This window comes from Variovorax sp. YR752 (assembly GCF_943372545.1).
Window position 1 is genome coordinate 1 of the sequence record NZ_CALRZC010000201.1, and the last position, 15,617, is coordinate 15,617.

The 15,617-nt window shown below is 70.7% G+C and carries 15 protein-coding genes and 1 pseudogene; 8 read left to right on the top strand and 8 right to left on the bottom strand.

Features of this window, described 5'->3' with window-relative positions:
• Positions 1-272 precede the first annotated feature (272 nt).
• The 4 genes from AAG801_RS32030 to AAG801_RS32045 are packed head-to-tail and all read right to left on the bottom strand — an operon-like array spanning position 273 to position 3,921.
• Positions 273-1,514, bottom strand: a complete 1,242-nt coding sequence (locus AAG801_RS32030) for an ABC transporter substrate-binding protein (protein ID WP_341892030.1) — start codon at positions 1,512-1,514, stop codon at positions 273-275.
• A gap of 27 nt (positions 1,515-1,541) precedes the next feature.
• Positions 1,542-2,768 carry an FAD binding domain-containing protein gene (locus AAG801_RS32035; RefSeq protein ID WP_341892031.1) on the bottom strand — a complete coding sequence of 409 codons (1,227 nt, stop codon included), beginning with the start codon at positions 2,766-2,768 and terminating at the stop codon, positions 1,542-1,544.
• A 7-nt stretch (positions 2,769-2,775) separates the two neighbouring features.
• On the bottom strand, positions 2,776-3,222 hold the full coding sequence (locus tag AAG801_RS32040; protein WP_341892032.1) for a VOC family protein: 447 nt from the start codon (positions 3,220-3,222) through the stop codon (positions 2,776-2,778).
• An 18-nt stretch (positions 3,223-3,240) separates the two neighbouring features.
• A complete protein-coding gene (locus AAG801_RS32045) occupies positions 3,241-3,921 on the bottom strand; it encodes a helix-turn-helix domain-containing protein (protein WP_341892033.1) in 681 nt (226 codons plus the stop codon).
• A gap of 89 nt (positions 3,922-4,010) precedes the next feature.
• Between AAG801_RS32045 and AAG801_RS32050 the strand changes: the two genes are divergently transcribed.
• From AAG801_RS32050 to AAG801_RS32060, 3 genes are read left to right on the top strand one after another with little or no spacing between them, the layout of a single operon-like run.
• On the top strand, positions 4,011-4,871 hold the full coding sequence (locus tag AAG801_RS32050; protein ID WP_341892034.1) for a xanthine dehydrogenase family protein subunit M: 861 nt from the start codon (positions 4,011-4,013) through the stop codon (positions 4,869-4,871).
• Complete coding sequence (locus AAG801_RS32055; RefSeq protein ID WP_341892035.1) at positions 4,871-5,410, top strand: (2Fe-2S)-binding protein; 540 nt, start codon at positions 4,871-4,873, stop codon at positions 5,408-5,410. The genes AAG801_RS32050 and AAG801_RS32055 overlap by 1 nt, the downstream gene beginning before the upstream one ends.
• Positions 5,407-7,821 (top strand): xanthine dehydrogenase family protein molybdopterin-binding subunit, encoded by a 2,415-nt coding sequence (locus AAG801_RS32060; protein WP_341892036.1) that lies wholly within the window; start codon positions 5,407-5,409, stop codon positions 7,819-7,821. Before AAG801_RS32055 ends, AAG801_RS32060 begins: the two co-directional genes overlap by 4 nt.
• 3 nt (positions 7,822-7,824) lie before the next feature.
• Here AAG801_RS32060 and AAG801_RS32065 read toward each other — a convergent pair whose 3' ends face one another.
• Positions 7,825-8,310 (bottom strand): VOC family protein, encoded by a 486-nt coding sequence (locus AAG801_RS32065; RefSeq protein WP_341892037.1) that lies wholly within the window; start codon positions 8,308-8,310, stop codon positions 7,825-7,827.
• Between the two features lie 161 nt (positions 8,311-8,471).
• Here AAG801_RS32065 and AAG801_RS32070 point away from each other — a divergent pair, with 161 nt between their 5' ends.
• The 3 genes from AAG801_RS32070 to AAG801_RS32080 all read left to right on the top strand — a co-directional run bounded on the left by AAG801_RS32070 (position 8,472) and on the right by AAG801_RS32080 (position 12,269).
• Complete coding sequence (locus AAG801_RS32070) at positions 8,472-10,130, top strand: phosphoethanolamine transferase (protein ID WP_341892038.1); 1,659 nt, start codon at positions 8,472-8,474, stop codon at positions 10,128-10,130.
• A gap of 70 nt (positions 10,131-10,200) precedes the next feature.
• Positions 10,201-11,187: an NADPH:quinone reductase gene (locus AAG801_RS32075; protein ID WP_341892039.1), complete on the top strand. Its 987-nt coding sequence runs from the start codon at positions 10,201-10,203 to the stop codon at positions 11,185-11,187.
• Positions 11,188-11,198: 11 nt separating this feature from the next.
• The gene (locus AAG801_RS32080) at positions 11,199-12,269 is read left to right on the top strand and encodes a 3-deoxy-7-phosphoheptulonate synthase (RefSeq protein ID WP_341892040.1); all 1,071 of its coding nucleotides are present in this window, start codon (positions 11,199-11,201) and stop codon (positions 12,267-12,269) included.
• Here the strand turns inward: AAG801_RS32080 and AAG801_RS32085 are convergent.
• Both AAG801_RS32085 and AAG801_RS32090 read right to left on the bottom strand, forming a co-directional pair.
• Positions 12,266-13,339: a M12 family metallopeptidase gene (locus tag AAG801_RS32085; RefSeq protein WP_341892041.1), complete on the bottom strand. Its 1,074-nt coding sequence runs from the start codon at positions 13,337-13,339 to the stop codon at positions 12,266-12,268. The genes AAG801_RS32080 and AAG801_RS32085 overlap by 4 nt on opposite strands.
• 25 nt (positions 13,340-13,364) lie before the next feature.
• Complete coding sequence (locus tag AAG801_RS32090) at positions 13,365-13,844, bottom strand: type VI secretion system tube protein Hcp (protein WP_341892042.1); 480 nt, start codon at positions 13,842-13,844, stop codon at positions 13,365-13,367.
• Positions 13,845-13,998: 154 nt separating this feature from the next.
• On the opposite strand from AAG801_RS32090, the gene AAG801_RS32095 reads away from it, so the two are divergent.
• Complete coding sequence (locus AAG801_RS32095) at positions 13,999-14,550, top strand: phosphatase PAP2 family protein (RefSeq protein ID WP_341892043.1); 552 nt, start codon at positions 13,999-14,001, stop codon at positions 14,548-14,550.
• Between the two features lie 63 nt (positions 14,551-14,613).
• Here AAG801_RS32095 and AAG801_RS32100 read toward each other — a convergent pair whose 3' ends face one another.
• A complete protein-coding gene (locus AAG801_RS32100; RefSeq protein ID WP_341892044.1) occupies positions 14,614-15,045 on the bottom strand; it encodes a host attachment protein in 432 nt (143 codons plus the stop codon).
• Positions 15,046-15,200: 155 nt separating this feature from the next.
• On the opposite strand from AAG801_RS32100, the pseudogene AAG801_RS32105 reads away from it, so the two are divergent.
• A pseudogene (locus AAG801_RS32105) lies at positions 15,201-15,617 on the top strand (S9 family peptidase); the annotation flags it as partial.

Below are 15,617 nucleotides of genomic sequence, written 5' to 3' on the forward strand. Positions count from 1 at the left end.
GGGCGCGGGCGGCTGCGGGCGTGCGTGGCGAGGCGCCGAGGAGCGGAGTGCGTGGAGCCGGCGCGCGCAGCGCGCATCGTGATCTGGCTGGCCGCCGTCTGTCTGAGCGGAGTGAGCGCAGCGAACGAAGCGAGTTGGGCGGCCCGGCCCCACGCGCGAGCACCGCAGGGAGTCTGCGCGCAGCGCAGACCGCCGAGCGTCGTACGCCCGCGGCCGCCCGCGCACGCCCAGGCCTCGCTCCGATCGATGCAGGAACACGAACACAACAGAACTCAAGTCGTGACCTTGTGCCCCATCTCCTCGCAGGTCCGCAGGTTCTTCTCGTCCGGCGCCTCGATGGCCAGCACGTTGAAGACGTCGTTCTTGTCCTTCATGCCCTTGCTCTTGCTCTCGACGATGACCACCGACTGCACCGACTGGTGGTCGCACTTGCGGTAGAACTGCGGGCCCTTGTACCAGTCGTACCTGAGCTGGCGCAGCGCGATGGCCACGCGCTGGCTGTCCAGCGAGTCGGCGTCCTTCACCGCCTGCAGCACGCTGCGGATGCCGGCGTAGCCCAGCGCGCCGTAGTCGGAAGGAACCGCCCCGTTGTAGGCCTTGCGGAAGGCGTCGTTGAACTTCTTCGCGCTGGGGATCTTGTCCTCCATGCCCCAGTAGTAGCTGGTGCCGCCAAGCACGCCCTCGAAGGCATCGGCGCCGCCGGCCAGGCGCGAGGTGAACAGCAGCACCGGCGCGATGATCTTGGTGGTCTGCTTGATGCCGAAGTCGGTGGCCTGCTTGGCGCTGTTGACCAGGTCGCGGCCGAAGTTGCACAGCACCAGGATGTCGGGCTTGAGCGCCTGGATGCGCGGCAGGAAGGCCGAGTAGTCGGCGGTGCCCAGTGGGTGGCGGATGTCGGCCAGCGTCTGCATGCCGAGCGACTGACCGGCGCGCTGGAAGCCGCGCACCATCTCATGGCCGTAGGCGTAGTCGGCGGTGAGGTAGACCACGCGCTTGCCGAACTTCGGGAAGGCGTAGCGGCCGACCGCGCCGGCGGTGAGGTGCGGATTCAGCGCCTCGTGGAAGGTGTACAGGCTCCAGTCCTTCGCCTCGTTGATGGTGTCGGACTGGCTGATCGAGTTGTAGAGCACCTTGCGCTCGCGCGTGACAGCGTTGATCGACAGCTGCGTGGCCGCCGACAGCGAGCCGACGACGAAGTTGACCTTGTCCTTCTCGATCAACTCCAGCGTGCGCGTGGCCGCCTCGCCGGGATTGAGCTTGGTATCGCGCACCAGCAGCTCGCACATCTGGCCCTTGTGGCCGCCGGCCGCGTTCCATTCCTTGACGGCCAGCTCGGCGGCTCGCACCTGGTCCTGCGCTTCGGCGCTGAAGGCGCCGGTCAGCGGCACCGGGAAGCCGATCTTGATCGGCCCACCCTGTGCGCGGGCGATGTTGAACAGCGCCGGGGCGGTGGCCATGGCGGTGCCGGCCATGACGAGGCGGCGGCGGCGCGGGTTCGCGGGGATGTGGCTCATGACGTGTCTCCTGGCGGGGTGGATGGATCAGGCTCTGGCGGCCTGTGGTGTCGAAGCTTCGGGTTCGAAGAGAGAGGGGTCGATCGCGGTCTGGCGCATCACCTCCTCGGCACTGCGCTGCACGGGCGTACCGCGCTGCTGTGCTTCCATGTAGGCGCCGAGGCGGCGTGCACGCTGCACCACGCTCGCGCACACCGCCTGGCGCAGCTGGGCGTAGCGGCGCAGCGCGGCCGGCGTGGCGCCGAGTTCGGCGATGCACTGCGTCAGCACCATCGCGTCGTCGCCCGCCTTGGCCACGCCCATGCCGACATGCGGCCGCGCGACGAAGGCGGCATCGCCGAGCAGCGCGACGCGCCCGAAGGCGAGTTCGCTGGAGACGAAGTCGTAGATCGGTTGCAGGAAGGGCACCGCCGTTTTCTCGACGATCTCGGCGAACTGCGGCGCCAGCTTGTCGCGCGCGGCCTGGCGCATCGCGGCGACTTGGCGCCACGACACCTGCTGCGGCGGGATGCCTTCCGGATGGTGCACGCCGTCGGCGTCGCTCATCAGCGATGCCAGCTCGGCACCGGCTGCCGCCGGGCGATACCAGACGAAGTTCCAGCGGCGCTGGCCGGGTGCCACGCTGTCCTCGGCGCCGGCCACCGGGTAGCCGATCATCTGCTCGCCGTCGGGCAAGCCGAACCCGAAGTGGTCGAACAGCGTCTCTCGAGTGAAGCGCGACAGGCTGGCTTCGTCGCACACGCCGCGCCAGGCGATGTAGCCGGCGTACTGCGGCTGCACGGCCGGCGCGAGGCGCGCACGCACGGTGGAGCGGATGCCATCGGCGGCGATCAGCAGATCGGCCGACAGGGGCTCGCCATCGGCCAGGCGCACACGCACGCCGGTCTCGGTCTGCTCGACGCCCGCCACCGCGGCGCCGAGCCGGTAGCGCTCGGTCGGCAGCGCTGCGCGAAGCAAGGCGTAGAGCCGGCCCCAGGAGGTCAGCACCTGCGGATGCTCCCAGCGGCACTCGGCCTGGCCCTGCGCATCGAGCACGACGCGCGAGGCCACCGGCACGCCGAGCGTGTGGTCGACCGACGCGCCGCACTGGCGCAGCGCCTCGCGCAGGTTCTGATGCGTGACGATGCCGGCGCCACGCCCTTCGAGCGAACGGCTCGAGCGCTCGAGCACGGTGACGTCGTGCCCGGCGCGCAGCAACGCATTGGCGGCCATCAGGCCGCCGAGCGAACCACCGCTGATCAGGATGCGCGCCATCGGCAGCTCAGGCGGCCAGCGCCGCCTTCTCGTGCGCCGGGAAGTTCAGCTCGACCACGATGCCGTTCGGGTCGTCGACGAACACCTGGTGCAGGCCGAGCAGCGGCACGGTGCGTTCGCGGCCCTCGATGCCGGCCTCGGCCAGCTTCTTCAAGGTGTCGGCCAGGCCGGTGACGAAGAAGGCCACGTGGTCGACCGCACCGCTGCCGGCCAGGCTGCTCTCGTCGCGGTCGCCGAGGTACCGCTTCAGGCCCTCGGGGTCGTTGCGGTCGATGCCGATGATGTGCACCGCGGCGTTGGCGTACTCGCCGGTGTCGCCGGCGTAGAGCCACAGGCCGGGAAACGGGAAGGGCGGTCGCGGGCCCTTCTTCAGGCCGAGCAGGCCGCAGTAGAAGCGCTCGCAGGCATCGAGGTCGGCGGTGCGGATCGAGAAGTGGTTCAGCGAGATGCCCATGTGCTTCTCCTCAGGCGGTCAGCGCCGCGGCGCCGGCACGAACTCGTGCACCTGCGCCAGGTAGCCGCGGATGCGGTCGCGGATGAAGGTGTCGATCTGCGCCGGGTCGCCCTCGCCGCTGAAGTGCTGCTGGTAGATCAGCGGCCAGATGCCGAGCTGGTAGATCAGCGCGCCGTGCAGGCCCATCAGCGCCGACTCCTCGCGCGGCGTGGCCTTGGCGCGCGAACGGCTGCCGGCATGGCGGCGCGACTCGCGGATCAAGCGTGGGAACAGCTTCTCGCGCACCAGCGCGAAGTAGCGCGTCGGAATCAGCCCGTCGGACAGGCCCGAGTGCACCAGCGTGCGCAGCCACTCCGGCGTCAGGATGGCCGGCAGGTACTCGCGGTAGAAGGCGTGCAGCTTGTCCTCCACCGGCAGCGAGGCGTCGTCGAGCAGCGCCTCCCAGCGCGGATCCCATCGGCCGGCAATGGTTTCTTCGTAGACGCGCTCGATCAGCGAGCGCTTGGTCGGGAAGTAGTGGTACAGCAGCGTGTGCGCGATGCCGAGTTCCGCGGCCAGCTCGCGCATCTGCGCATCGAGCCCGCGGCGCGCGAAGAACTCGGTGGCGCCTTCGACGATCTGCCGCTCGCGTTCGCGCGCATCGAGGCGGCGACGCACCGGTGCGGCGTCGGGCTTGCGGGTTTCTTCGGTATTGACCATCTGCTCAACTCGTCCGAAATTGTTGAGCGTTTGGTCAACAGACCCCAATCCCGACAAACCCTAGCGCGGCCCTTCGCGAACCCGATGCCATGAAATCGCCGGCCTTCGACTACATCCGTGCCGAGTCGCCGCAGCACGCCTTCGAGTTGCTGGCGATGCACGGTGACGACGCGCGCGTGATCGCCGGCGGCCAGACGCTGCTGGCCACGCTGAACATGCGGCTCTCGCAGCCGGCGCTGCTGGTCGACATCGCGGGCTTCGAGGCCTGGCGCGGCATCGCGGTGGACGCTGGTGTGCTGCGCATCGGCGCGCTGACGCGGCACAGCGAGGTGGAGGCCTCGCCGCTGGTGGCCAGGCACGCGCCGCTGCTCGCGCAGGCGGCGCCGCACATCGGCCACCGCGCGATCCGCAACCTCGGCACCTTCGGCGGCGCGCTCGCCTATGCCGACCCGGCGGCGGAGTGGCCGGCCTGCGTGGTCGCGCTCGGCGGCACGCTGGTGATCGCGGGCGCGAAGGGTGATCGACGTGTCGCGGCAGGCGACTTCTTCCAGGGCCTCTACACCACGGCGCTCCAGCCGGGCGAACTGCTCAAGGCCTGCGAGATCCCGCTGATCGGCGCGGGCGAGCGGCAGGTGTTCAGCGAGCTGTCGCGCCGCCACGGCGACTACGCGGTGGCCGGCCTCGCGGCACGCGCCAAGGTGAGCGGGCGAAGCTTGAGCGACGTGCGTCTTGTCTTCCTCAGCCTCGGCGACCGGCCGATTCGCGCCGCGAAGGCCGAGGCCGCGCTGCAAGGCGGGCTGGTGGACGACGCACGCCTGGCCGCTGCCGACGCGGCGCTGCGTGCCGAACTCGATCCCTTCGAGGACCTGACCCATTCCGCTGCCGCGAAGAAGCAGCTCGCCGCCACGCTGATGCGCCGCGCGGTGGCGACCCTGATCCAGGAGTCGTGATGAAGACGCCCACCGACACCCCGACCCGGCGCGTGCGCGTCGAGGTCAACGGCACGACGCTGACCCGCGAGGTCGAGTGCCGCAAGCACCTGGTCGACTTCCTGCGCGAGGACTGCGGGCTGAAGGGCTCGCACCTCGGCTGCGAACACGGCGTCTGCGGCGCCTGCACGGTCAGGCTCGACGGCCAGATCGTGCGCGGCTGCCTGGTGCTCGCCGCGCAGGCCGACGGCCACCGCGTCGAGACGGTGGAGACGCCAACGCCGGGAAAGCGGCTGAAGGCGTTGCAGGACGCCTTCATCGAACACAACGCGCTGCAGTGCGGCTACTGCACGCCGGGCATGCTGATGGCGGCGCTGGAACTGGTCGAGCAGCGGCCCGAGGCCGACCGTGCCCAGGTGCGCGAGTGGATCAGCGGCAACTACTGCCGCTGCACCGGCTACCACGCGATCGTCGATGCGGTGTGTGCGGTGCTCGAGCAGCAGAAGGCGGGCCGCTTCGCCGACGAGCCCATCGCGTCCGGTCAGGAGGCGAGGGCATGAACCACCCGACCGAGATCCCGACCCGCCGCGACCTCGGCACCGACCTGCCGGCCGTCACGGAAGACCAGCGCCATATCGGTGTGGCCATCCCGCGCGAAGGCGTGCGCCGGCTTACGCAAGGCCGCGGCCAGTTCGTCGACGACATCGAACTGCCGCGCCTGGCCCACGTGGTGTTCTGGCGCTCGCCGGTGGCGCACATGCGCATCACGCGCATCGAGCGTTCGACCGCTCAGGCGTATCCCGGCGTGATCGCGGTGGTGGTCGGCGCCGAGATCGCCGAGATCTGCAAGCCGTGGGTCGCGACGCTCGCGCACCTCGCCGGCATCAAGAGCGCGCCGCAGTACCCGATGGCGATCGACCGCGCCACCTGGCATGGCGAGCCGGTGGTGGCCATCGTCGCCGAGACGCGCGCCATCGCCGAAGACGCGCTCGCGCTGCTGGAGGTCGAGTGGGAGTCGCTGCCCGCCGTGCTCGACACCGAGACCGCGCTCGACCCGGCCACGCCGCTGATCCACCCCGAGCTCGGCGACAACCTCTGCTTTGCGCGCTCGCTGGACACCGGTGGCGTCGACGAGGCCTTCGCGCGGCCCGATGCGGTGGTGTTCGAGGAGACCTACCGCTTCGGCCGCCACACCGGCGTGACGCTGGAGCCGCGCTGCCAGATCGCCGACTGGAACCCGGGCGACCAGAAGCTGACCGTCTACCACTCCTTCCAGGCCCCGCACATGATGCAGGACCTGTACTGCCGGCAGTTCGAACTGCAGGAGTCGCAGGTGCGGGTGATCTGCCGCGACGTCGGCGGCTCGTTCGGCATCAAGGTGCATGCCTACCCGGACGACTTCGCGACAGTGGCGCTGGCGATGCTGCTGCAGCGGCCGGTGAAGTTCGTCGCCGACCGGCTGGAGAGCTTCGTCTCCGACATCCATGCGCGCGAGCACCGCATCCAGGCGCGCATCGCCGCGACGAAGGCCGGCGAGATCCTCGCCTTCGAGATCGACGACCTGACCGGCATCGGCCCGTTCTCGATGTTCCCGCGCACCAGCGGCATCGAGGGCAACCAGGTCGTCAACCTGACCGGCGGGCCCTACAAGCACAAGGCCTACCGGGCGAAGCTGCAGGTGGTGTTCCAGAACAAGGTGCCGACCTGCCAGTACCGCGGCGTCGGCCACCCGATCGCCTGTGCGATCACCGAGGCGCTGGTCGATGGCGTGGCGGCCAGGATCGGCATGGACCCGATCGAATTCCGGCAGATGAACGTGATCCCCGACGACGCCTATCCGGCCACGGGCGCCTCCGGGATCAAGCTCGAGGTGCTGTCGCACGAGGCCTGCCTGCGCGAAGCGAAGCGCGTCTGCAACTACGACGCACTGCGTGCCGAGCAGGCCGAGTTGCGCAAGCGCGGCATCCACCGCGGCATCGGCGTGGCCGCGCTGATCGAGCTGACCAACCCGAGCGCGGCCTTCTACGGCGTGGGCGGCGCGCGAATCGCATCGCAGGACGGCGCGACGCTGCGCCTCGAGCCGACCGGCGTGCTGACCGTCAGCAGCAGCGTCGGCGAGCAGGGCCAGGGCGCCGAGGCGATCTTCGCGCAGATCGCCGCCGACGCCGTGGGCGTGAGCATCGACCGCGTGCGCGTGGTCACCGGCGACACCGACACCACGCCCTACGGCGGCGGCACCTGGGCATCTCGCGGGGCTGGCATCGGCGGCGAGGCGGTGCTGCAGGCCGGGCGGGTGCTGCGCGAGAACATCCTCGCAACGGCCGAGGCCATTCTCAAGCGCGACCGCCAGGAGCTGAAGGTGCACCGCGGCGCGATCGTCGATGCACGCACGAACGAGCGGGTGCTCGAGCTCGCCGAGCTCGGCCGCATCGCCTACTTCCGCAGCGACACGCTGCCCAAGGAGTTCACGCCCGAGCTGATGGTCACGCGCCACTACGCGCAGCGCGACTACCCGTTCATCTTCACCAACGGCGTGCAGGTCAGCCATGTCGAGGTCGACGTCGACACCGGCTTCGTCAAGCTGCTCACCCACTGGGCGGTGGAGGACTGCGGGCGCGTGATCAATCCGATGCTGGTCGACGAGCAGATGCGCGGCGCGATCGTGCAGGGCATCGGCGGCGCGCTGTTCGAGGAGTGCCTGTACAGCGAGGACGGCACGCTGAAGAACGGCAACATGGCCGACTACCTGGTGCCGATGGCGGGTGAGATGCCGGACATCGTCGTCTCGCACGTGCAGTCGCCCACGCGCAGCTCGCAGCTCGGTGCCAAGGGCGCCGGCGAGGCCGGCACCGCGGGGGCGCCGGGCGCGGTGATGAACGCGATCAACGACGCGCTGGCGCCGTTCGGCGCGCGCGTGGCCTCGCAGCCGATCACGCCGGAGAAGATCCTGCGCGCTCTGGGGAAGATCTGAGCGTCACGTCCCGCAGGACATGTCCTGCGGCAGCTTCTCCAGGTTGGCCTGGATCTGCTCGGGCGTGAGGTCCTGCAGGTGCGTGGCGACGGACCAGCGGTGGCCGAACGGATCCTCGAGCTGGCCGTAGCGGTCGCCCCAGAACATGTCCTGTGCCGGCATCGTCACCCGGGCACCGGCGCGCTGCGCCTGGGACAGGGTCGCGTCCACGTCGGGAACGAACAGGTGGATGGTCACGGGCGAGCCCCTCAGCGCCTTCGGGTCGAGCGCGCCCATCTGCGGGAAGGCGTCGACGAGCATCAGCGCCGAGTCGCCGATGCGCAGCATCGCGTGCATCAGCTTGCCGTCGGGCGTGGGCAGCCGGGCCAGCTCGACGGCGCCGAACGCTGCCTTGTAGAAGTCGATCGCGGCGGCGGCACCGTCGCAGACGAGGTGCGGGGTCAGCGAGTGCATGCCCTCGGGAATCGGGCGGACGCGGGACGGGCTCATGGCGTTCTCTCCTGTGGTGGCAACTTGAGCGTGCTCAAGCGGTGCGACGAACGGCGCGGCGGAATCTCGACAAGTTGGCAATCACCCACGGGGGAAACACCGAGCGTGCGCCGGGGCGGCGGTGCCGGCTGGCAGAATCCGCCGCCAAACCCTGTCATGTCATGACATCTTTGATCAAGCCATCGTCACCGCCAGCCGTGGGCGTTTGGGGCTCCCCGCACGCCGCGCCGATGGCGCTGGCGGTGGTCCTGGGCGGGTTCATCGCGATGGGGCACGACGGCCGCCGTGCGATGCAGATGCTGGCGCTGGCGTTGCCGCTGATCGTCTGGGCGGCCTGGCCGCTGCGCTCGGCCTGGCTGCACCGGCTGCGCGCCGTCGCCACCTGGTGGCTGGCGATGGGCTTCGTGTTCGACGGTGCCGTGCGCCACTACCTGTGGGCCCACTACCAGGCCGCGCCGGACAGCAGCATGGTGCTGGGCGCGCTGGCCAACTCCCGCGTGCACGAGAGCACCGAATACCTGTGGGCCAACGCGCCGGACGTGCTGCTGCGCCTCGCGCCGATGCTGCTGGCGGCGGCCGTGCTCGCCTGGGCGCTGCACCTGGCGGCGCGCTGGCCGCACTCGGCGCCGTGGCGGCCGCCGCGCCGCCTGCTCGTGGCGGCAGCGGCGGCGCTTCTGCTCGTGGCCGGGCTCGCCCATGCGAGCAAGCCGTGGCGGCGCATGCACCCGGCGGTGTTCTGGTCGCAATGGTGGGATTCCGCGCAGCAGTTGCGCGCCGGGTGGGCGCAGCAGCAGCAGATGCGCGAACGCACGCTGGCGCATGCGCGCGAGATGGCGCCGACGCTGGCCTTCGACGGCGCCTCGACGGTGATGCTGGTCGTCGGTGAAAGCATCAACCGCGACGACCTCGGCCTGTACGGCTATGCGCGCGACACCACGCCAAGGCTGGCGGCCGATCGCGCCGAGCTCGGCGACAGCTTCGTGGTCCTGCGCCACGCCTGGTCTGCCGACGCGAGCACGCTGCCGGCGCTGCACAACCTGTTCCGCTTCGGGCAAGGTGAACGCGGCGACGCGCCGCACCTGCTCGCGCTGGCGCGGGCCGCGGGCTACAAGGTCTGGTGGATCGGCAACCAGGACGACATGGCGCTGGAGGCGTTGCACGCCAGCCTGTCCGACCGGGTGGAGATGATCAACCGCCGTCCCGGCCGCGGCGGCGAGACGCTCGACGGCGAACTGCTCGACGACGTGGGCCGCGCGCTGGCCGACCCGTCGCCGCGCAAGCTGCTGGTGGTGCACCTGATGGGCGCACACCCGCACTACGAACTGCGCCATCCGCCCGGCGCCAACCCGTTCGCGGGTGTCGACGACGCGGTGGAGCGGCAGCTTCAGGCTGCGGGGCGCTCGGCCTGGACGCGCGAAGCCCGGCAGCAGTACGACGCTGCGGTGCTGTACCACGACGGTGTGCTGTCCGGGCTGCTGAAGTCGCTGCGCGAGGGGGTCGGTGGCGGCACACGCGCCGCCTGGATGTACCTCTCCGACCACGGTCAGGAGGTCGGCCACGAGCTCGACCGCGCCGGCCACAGTGCCACCACCGCGTCGGGCTACCGCATTCCGGCGCTGATCTGGCGCAGCGAGCCGGCCCCTGCCGATGCCGGCGCCGTCGCGCTGCGGCCATTCCGTGCCGACTGGGCCGCCTGGACCGTGGCCGACCTGCTCGGCCTGCAGTGGCCGGGACAGGACGCCACGCGCAACGTGCTCAGCGCCGAGTACCGCTGGCAGCCGCCGCGCCTGGGCGTGCCGGTCGCTAGCTTCGAGCGCTGACCGGAGCGCCCACGCGGAGCGCCGGCACGTGCTGCCGCAGAATCGCGGCTCCGCTGTTGCTGGAGCCGCCATGCAAGCCGCCTTCTACGAACGCACCGGGCCTGCCGCCGAGGTGCTCACCGTCGCTGAACTCCCCGATCCTGTGCCCGGGCCGGGTGAGCTGCGCGTGCGCCTGCGCTGGTCGGGCGTCAACCCGTCGGACGTGAAGTCGCGCGCCGGTCTGCGCAGCAAACAACTCGCCTTCGCGCGCATCGTGCCGCACAGCGACGGCATGGGCGTGGTCGATGCGGTCGGCGAAGGTGTCGAGGCGAAGCGCATCGGCGAGCGCGTCTGGATCTGGAACGGTGCCTGGGGCCGCTCCAGCGGTACCTCGGCCCAGTTCATCGTGTTGCCGGCGCGCCAGGCCGTGCCGCTGCCCGCGGGCACGCCCGACGAGGCCGGTGCCTGCTTCGGCATCCCGGCGCTGACCGCGCTGCACGCCGTGCTGATGGCCGGCGGCGTGCAAGGCCAGTCGGTGCTGGTGGCCGGTGGCGCCGGCGCGGTCGGGCACTACGCGGTGCAGTTCGCCAAGCTGCTCGGCGCGCGGCAGGTCATCGCCACGGTGAGCAGCCAGGAGAAGGCGCAGATCGTGCGCGAGGCCGGTGCCGACCTGGCGATCGACTACCGCCGCGAGAACGTCGCCGAACGGGTGCGCGAGGCCACCGGCGGCCGCGGCGTCGACCGCGTGATCGAGGTCGACATCGCAGCCAACCGGCTGCTCGACCTCGAATTGCTGCGCTCCGGCGGCGACCTGGTCGTCTACGGCAGCGGCCAGGGCGAGTTCACGCTGCCCTTCTTCCCGCTGATCGCGAAGAACCTCAACCTGCGCTTCTTCATCGTCTACAACCTCGCCGACGACGACCGCGCGCGCGCCGAGGCGGTGCTCGCCGACCTGCTGGCGCGCGGCGCGCTGCAGCACCGCATCGCGCAGCGACTGCTGCTCGCGCAGATCGTGCAGGCTCACGAACTGGTCGAGAGCGGCCGGGCGATCGGCAACGTCGTCATCGAACTCCCCTGAGACCCGCCTTCATGAAGACCCTGGACACCACCCGAATCGACGACGTGCGCATCGGCGCCGTGCGCCCGCTGATCAACCCGGCCCTGCTGCAGGAACGCGTGCCACTGCAGGACGACACGCTGGCGCTGGTCGAGCGCAGCCGCAGCGCCATCGCCGACGTGCTGCACGGCCGCGACGACCGGCTGGTGATCGTCGTCGGCCCTTGCTCGATCCACGACCACGACCAGGCGCTCGAGTACGGTCACCAGCTGCAGTCCGTCGCCGAAGAGCTGCAGGGCGAGCTGCTGATCGTGATGCGTGCCTACTTCGAGAAGCCGCGCACGACGGTCGGCTGGAAGGGCTACATCAACGACCCGCACCTGGACGGCAGCTTCGCGATCAACGAGGGGCTGGAGCGCGCGCGTCGCCTGCTGCTCGAGCTGACCACGCTCGGCCTGCCGCTGGGCACCGAGTTCCTCGACCTGCTCAGCCCGCAGTACATCTCCGACCTGGTGAGCTGGGGCGCCATCGGCGCGCGCACCACCGAGAGCCAGAGCCACCGCCAGCTCGCCTCGGGCCTGTCCTGCCCGGTCGGCTTCAAGAACGGCACCGATGGCGGCCTGAAGGTGGCGGCCGACGCCATCCTCGCCGCGCGCGCGCCGCACGCCTTCATGGGCATGACCAAGATGGGCGTGGCGGCGATCTTCGAGACGCGCGGCAACCACGACTGCCACGTCATCCTGCGCGGTGGCAAGGCGCCGAACTACGATGCCGCGCATGTCGCCGCCGCCTGCGACACGCTGCGTGCCGCAGGCCTGCGCGAGCAGGTGATGGTCGACGTGTCGCATGCCAACAGCAGCAAGCAGCACCGCCGCCAGATCGAGGTGGCGTCCGACGTGGCGCGGCAGATCGCTGGCGGCGAACGCCGCATCACCGGCGTGATGATCGAGAGCCACCTCGAGGAGGGCCGGCAGGACCTGGTGCCCGGCGTGCCACTGAAGCACGGCGTGTCGATCACCGACGCCTGCATCTCCTTCGCGCAGACCGTGCCGGTGCTGCAGGAACTGGCGAAGGCGGTGGCCGCCCGCCGCAAGGCAGGCTAGCTGCGCTGCTTGACGCCGACGCTGTAGCGGCCGGTGTCCACCGGCGTCTTGTGCCGCACCGTCAGCCAGTACTCGCCCGGCTGCAGCTTGCGCACGATGCGCGCGTTCGTGCCGCGGCCGCGGTCGTCGTCCCAGGTCAGCACCGCGCCCGGGTCGCCGGGGCCGTGCAGGGCCAGCACGGTGTCGGTCGGGCCGTTCGTGTCCATCGTGCAGGTCGCTGCGCGGGCTACGCTGAAGTGGTAGGTGTCGACCTCGCCGGCCTTCGCCAGCTCGGCCTCGATGCGCTTGCCCAGGCTGAGTTCGGTCACCGCCGCGGCCTCGCGCGGGTACTGCCGGCGCATGAACTCGATGTCGATCGGCGAGAACTCGCTGTTCCAGCCGATCGCGAACGAGCCGATGGTCAGCGAGTCCGGCACCGCGTACTGCATGATCGACTTCGGGTCGAAGGCGCTGTGGTTGGTGCTGTCTTCCTCGTAGACCTGGAACAGGTTGAGGTCGACGTCCTCGCGCGTCCAGTCCTGCTTGGCGTAGTGCGCGTAGACCTTGGGCTTGTCCCAGGGGATCCTGCCCAGCGCGGCCGGGTTCTGGTGCTCGTGGATCATGCCCAACGCATGGCCGAACTCGTGGCGCACCACACGCTGGTACTCGCGCAGCGGCGTGTCGTCATCGAACCAGCCGTAGTTCATCGTCGGCTTGGACGGCGCGACGGTCAGCGCATCGGTGCCCACCGTCGACCAGGAGAAACCTTCTTCGGCGAAGCTGATGCGGATGGGCGCGCTGCCGCTGCTCACGAACTGCAGCTTCAGGTTGGCCAGCGCCTCCCACTCCTTGGCGATCGCCTCCACGCGGGCCTGCACCGACGGCTTGCCGTCGAGGAACTTCACCTTCAGCGTGCGGCCGTTCTCCCACAGCTTCAGGCGCTCGACCGCGGCGCGCGTGCGGCCGGCGCCCCGCATCGGCGTGATGCGCAGGTTGTCGACACGCTCGTGCGTCGCCGCCTCGTCGCTCGAGACGCGCCCGCCACTCAGGCCAGGCAGGAAGGGCGAGCAGATCTTGCAGACGGGTCGCATGGAAGTTCCTCTCGTGGCGCGGCGGTCAGCTCACCTGCGAGGTGCGAACGTTCCAGTTCATCGTCACCGGCGTGCCGGCGCCGCCGCGCGGCGTCTGCGGCAGGTACGAGAAGCCGATCTCGGCGAAGCGCATGGCCACCTGCTCCACGGGGCCCTCGCCGTTGTCGGCCATTTGCACGGCGGTGATGGTCAGTTCCTTCAGCGTGACCACCAGGAAGTCGCGCTGCCCGGCACCGCTGCGCCGTGCCGACAGCACGGCGGTACGGATGTGGCGGCCGTTGGCCGCCAGCCTGGCCAGCAGCGGCGAGGCCTTGTCGTAGCGGTGCACGAACAGCAGTGCCTGCGGCGTGGCGCGGCCGACGCCGGATCCGCCGCCACTGCCGCTGGCCGGCGTCTCGTTGGTCACGCCCCAGCTCCACGACAGCAGGTCGATCTCGCCGCGGTGGCTTCGGTCGGTGGACTCGCCGTCGATGCCGTCGAGCTTGAGGAAGTTGCTGGTCGCCATGGGAACCTCGCGCGGTGTCCGGGAAGCGCCGCAGCGTAGCGCCGAATGCGCGCGACCGGGTCCGACGAGTTGGGGATGCGAGGTGGTGAACCCACCGATCGGCCCGCTTGCGCTGCCTCAAGCGACGTCACCCTGGCCGGTGCAGCATCCCTGCGTGAAAGCCCTGTTCGACGCACTCGCCCCGATCGACATGGCGGTGGCCCGGATGGTCGATGCCCTGGCCACGCCGGCGCTGGTCGAGGCCATGACGGTGCTTTCGGCCGCGCACACGGCGCGCGGCATGGCCGTGCTGGTGATCGGCGCGGTGGCGCTGCTGCTGGCACTGCGCGACCGCGCGGGCGCGCTGTGGCTGCCGCTGACGTACTACAGCGGCGCGGCGCTCAACCACGCGCTCAAGCATCTGATCGAGCGCCCGCGGCCGGGGCAGGAGGGGCTGAGCGTGCCCACCGACTTCGCCTTTCCCAGCGGCCACGCCGCGCAGGCCACGCTGCTCTACGGTGCGCTGGTGCTGCTGCTGTGGCCCCAGCTCCGCTCGCCGGCGCAACGCGCCGCTGCGGTGGGGGCGGCCAGCATGGTGGTGGGCCTGGTGGCTGCCAGCCGGCTGGTGCTGCGCGCGCACTGGTTCAGCGACGTGCTCGCCGGCATGGCCTTGGGGGGCGCCTGGCTGGTGCTGTGTGTCGCATTGCGCGCGGCCTGGCGGCGGTGATCAGCGCCGCCAGGTTGGCCAGCACCAGCGTCAGGCGCAGTGCCGCCACCCGAAACGTCGCCCTCAGGCGGCGGCCAGACGCTGCGCGAGTTCGTCGTCGGGCAGTGTCGTGTAGTCGTGCGCCACACTGCGCAGGATGCACTCTCGGGCCTGGCGGCCGAGCCGCCCCTTGAGGTGACCGAGGAAGGGGTTCGAGGACACCAGGATCAGACCGGCGCAGCGGCCGTCGGCCACGCCGGCATCGAGCAGTTGCGCGATCTCCGCGGCGAAGTGCTCCAGTTCGCGCTCGTGCGGTTCGGTGCGTGGCCGGTACTCCGAACTGCCGGTTCCGTGGGTGCCGCTGGTCACATGGCCCGGTCGGTCCGCGTCCAGCGCCGTGCCCTTCAACCGGCTCTGCGGATGCACCAAGTCGGCCAGCTGGACGTATCCGCCGGTGTCGCCTTCCTCGAGCACGCGGGCGCGTGCGCCGTTCGCCACCACCAGCCAGTTCTTCATCGCATGCTCCTCGCCACGCCACGCCGCGAGCGCGGCGCTCGTGGCCAATCTAGGCCGCACGCGGGGCGGAGGCTTGATCTGGCTCAGTGCCGCCGCAGCCGCGTATTACGATCTGCCGAAGAAGCGCCGCTTCCGGCGCCATCAGGGAGATCACGATGACGCGGATGTTGCGCGCCGCGGCGGCTGCATTGCTGACATTGGCCGCCGGACTGGGCCAGGCCGCGCCGCCGCCGGCGCCGAGCGAGCCCGCCACCGACACGCTGCACGGTGTGCGTGTGGAAGATCCCTTCCGCAACCTGGAGAACGTCAGGAGCCCGGCGACGCAGGCCTGGCTGAAGGCGCAGGCGGAATACGGTGCGTCGGTGCTGGCCTCGATCGCCGGCCGCGACGAACTGGCGCGCCGGATCGCCGAGCTCGCCCGGGCTGCCGGCGACTCGGTGCGCAGCGTGCGGCGCCTGCCCGGCGAACGCACCTACTACCTCAAGCGCGCTGCCGGCCAGAGCCAGTTCAAGCTGATGCTGCGCGTCGGCGAGCGCGGCGCCGAGCGCGTGCTGGTCGACCCGGAGCAACTC

What these genes read in the sequence shown, in the direction of transcription:
- AAG801_RS32030 (WP_341892030.1), bottom strand. Translation starts at nt 1,514, where the DNA reads ATGAGCCACATCCCCGCGAACCCGCGCCGCCGCCGCCTCGTCATGGCC.
- AAG801_RS32035 (WP_341892031.1), bottom strand. Translation starts at nt 2,768, where the DNA reads ATGGCGCGCATCCTGATCAGCGGTGGTTCGCTCGGCGGCCTGATGGCC.
- AAG801_RS32040 (WP_341892032.1), bottom strand. Translation starts at nt 3,222, where the DNA reads ATGGGCATCTCGCTGAACCACTTCTCGATCCGCACCGCCGACCTCGAT.
- AAG801_RS32045 (WP_341892033.1), bottom strand. Translation starts at nt 3,921, where the DNA reads ATGGTCAATACCGAAGAAACCCGCAAGCCCGACGCCGCACCGGTGCGT.
- AAG801_RS32050 (WP_341892034.1), top strand. Translation starts at nt 4,011, where the DNA reads ATGAAATCGCCGGCCTTCGACTACATCCGTGCCGAGTCGCCGCAGCAC.
- AAG801_RS32055 (WP_341892035.1), top strand. Translation starts at nt 4,871, where the DNA reads ATGAAGACGCCCACCGACACCCCGACCCGGCGCGTGCGCGTCGAGGTC.
- AAG801_RS32060 (WP_341892036.1), top strand. Translation starts at nt 5,407, where the DNA reads ATGAACCACCCGACCGAGATCCCGACCCGCCGCGACCTCGGCACCGAC.
- AAG801_RS32065 (WP_341892037.1), bottom strand. Translation starts at nt 8,310, where the DNA reads ATGAGCCCGTCCCGCGTCCGCCCGATTCCCGAGGGCATGCACTCGCTG.
- AAG801_RS32070 (WP_341892038.1), top strand. Translation starts at nt 8,472, where the DNA reads ATGACATCTTTGATCAAGCCATCGTCACCGCCAGCCGTGGGCGTTTGG.
- AAG801_RS32075 (WP_341892039.1), top strand. Translation starts at nt 10,201, where the DNA reads ATGCAAGCCGCCTTCTACGAACGCACCGGGCCTGCCGCCGAGGTGCTC.
- AAG801_RS32080 (WP_341892040.1), top strand. Translation starts at nt 11,199, where the DNA reads ATGAAGACCCTGGACACCACCCGAATCGACGACGTGCGCATCGGCGCC.
- AAG801_RS32085 (WP_341892041.1), bottom strand. Translation starts at nt 13,339, where the DNA reads ATGCGACCCGTCTGCAAGATCTGCTCGCCCTTCCTGCCTGGCCTGAGT.
- AAG801_RS32090 (WP_341892042.1), bottom strand. Translation starts at nt 13,844, where the DNA reads ATGGCGACCAGCAACTTCCTCAAGCTCGACGGCATCGACGGCGAGTCC.
- AAG801_RS32100 (WP_341892044.1), bottom strand. Translation starts at nt 15,045, where the DNA reads ATGAAGAACTGGCTGGTGGTGGCGAACGGCGCACGCGCCCGCGTGCTC.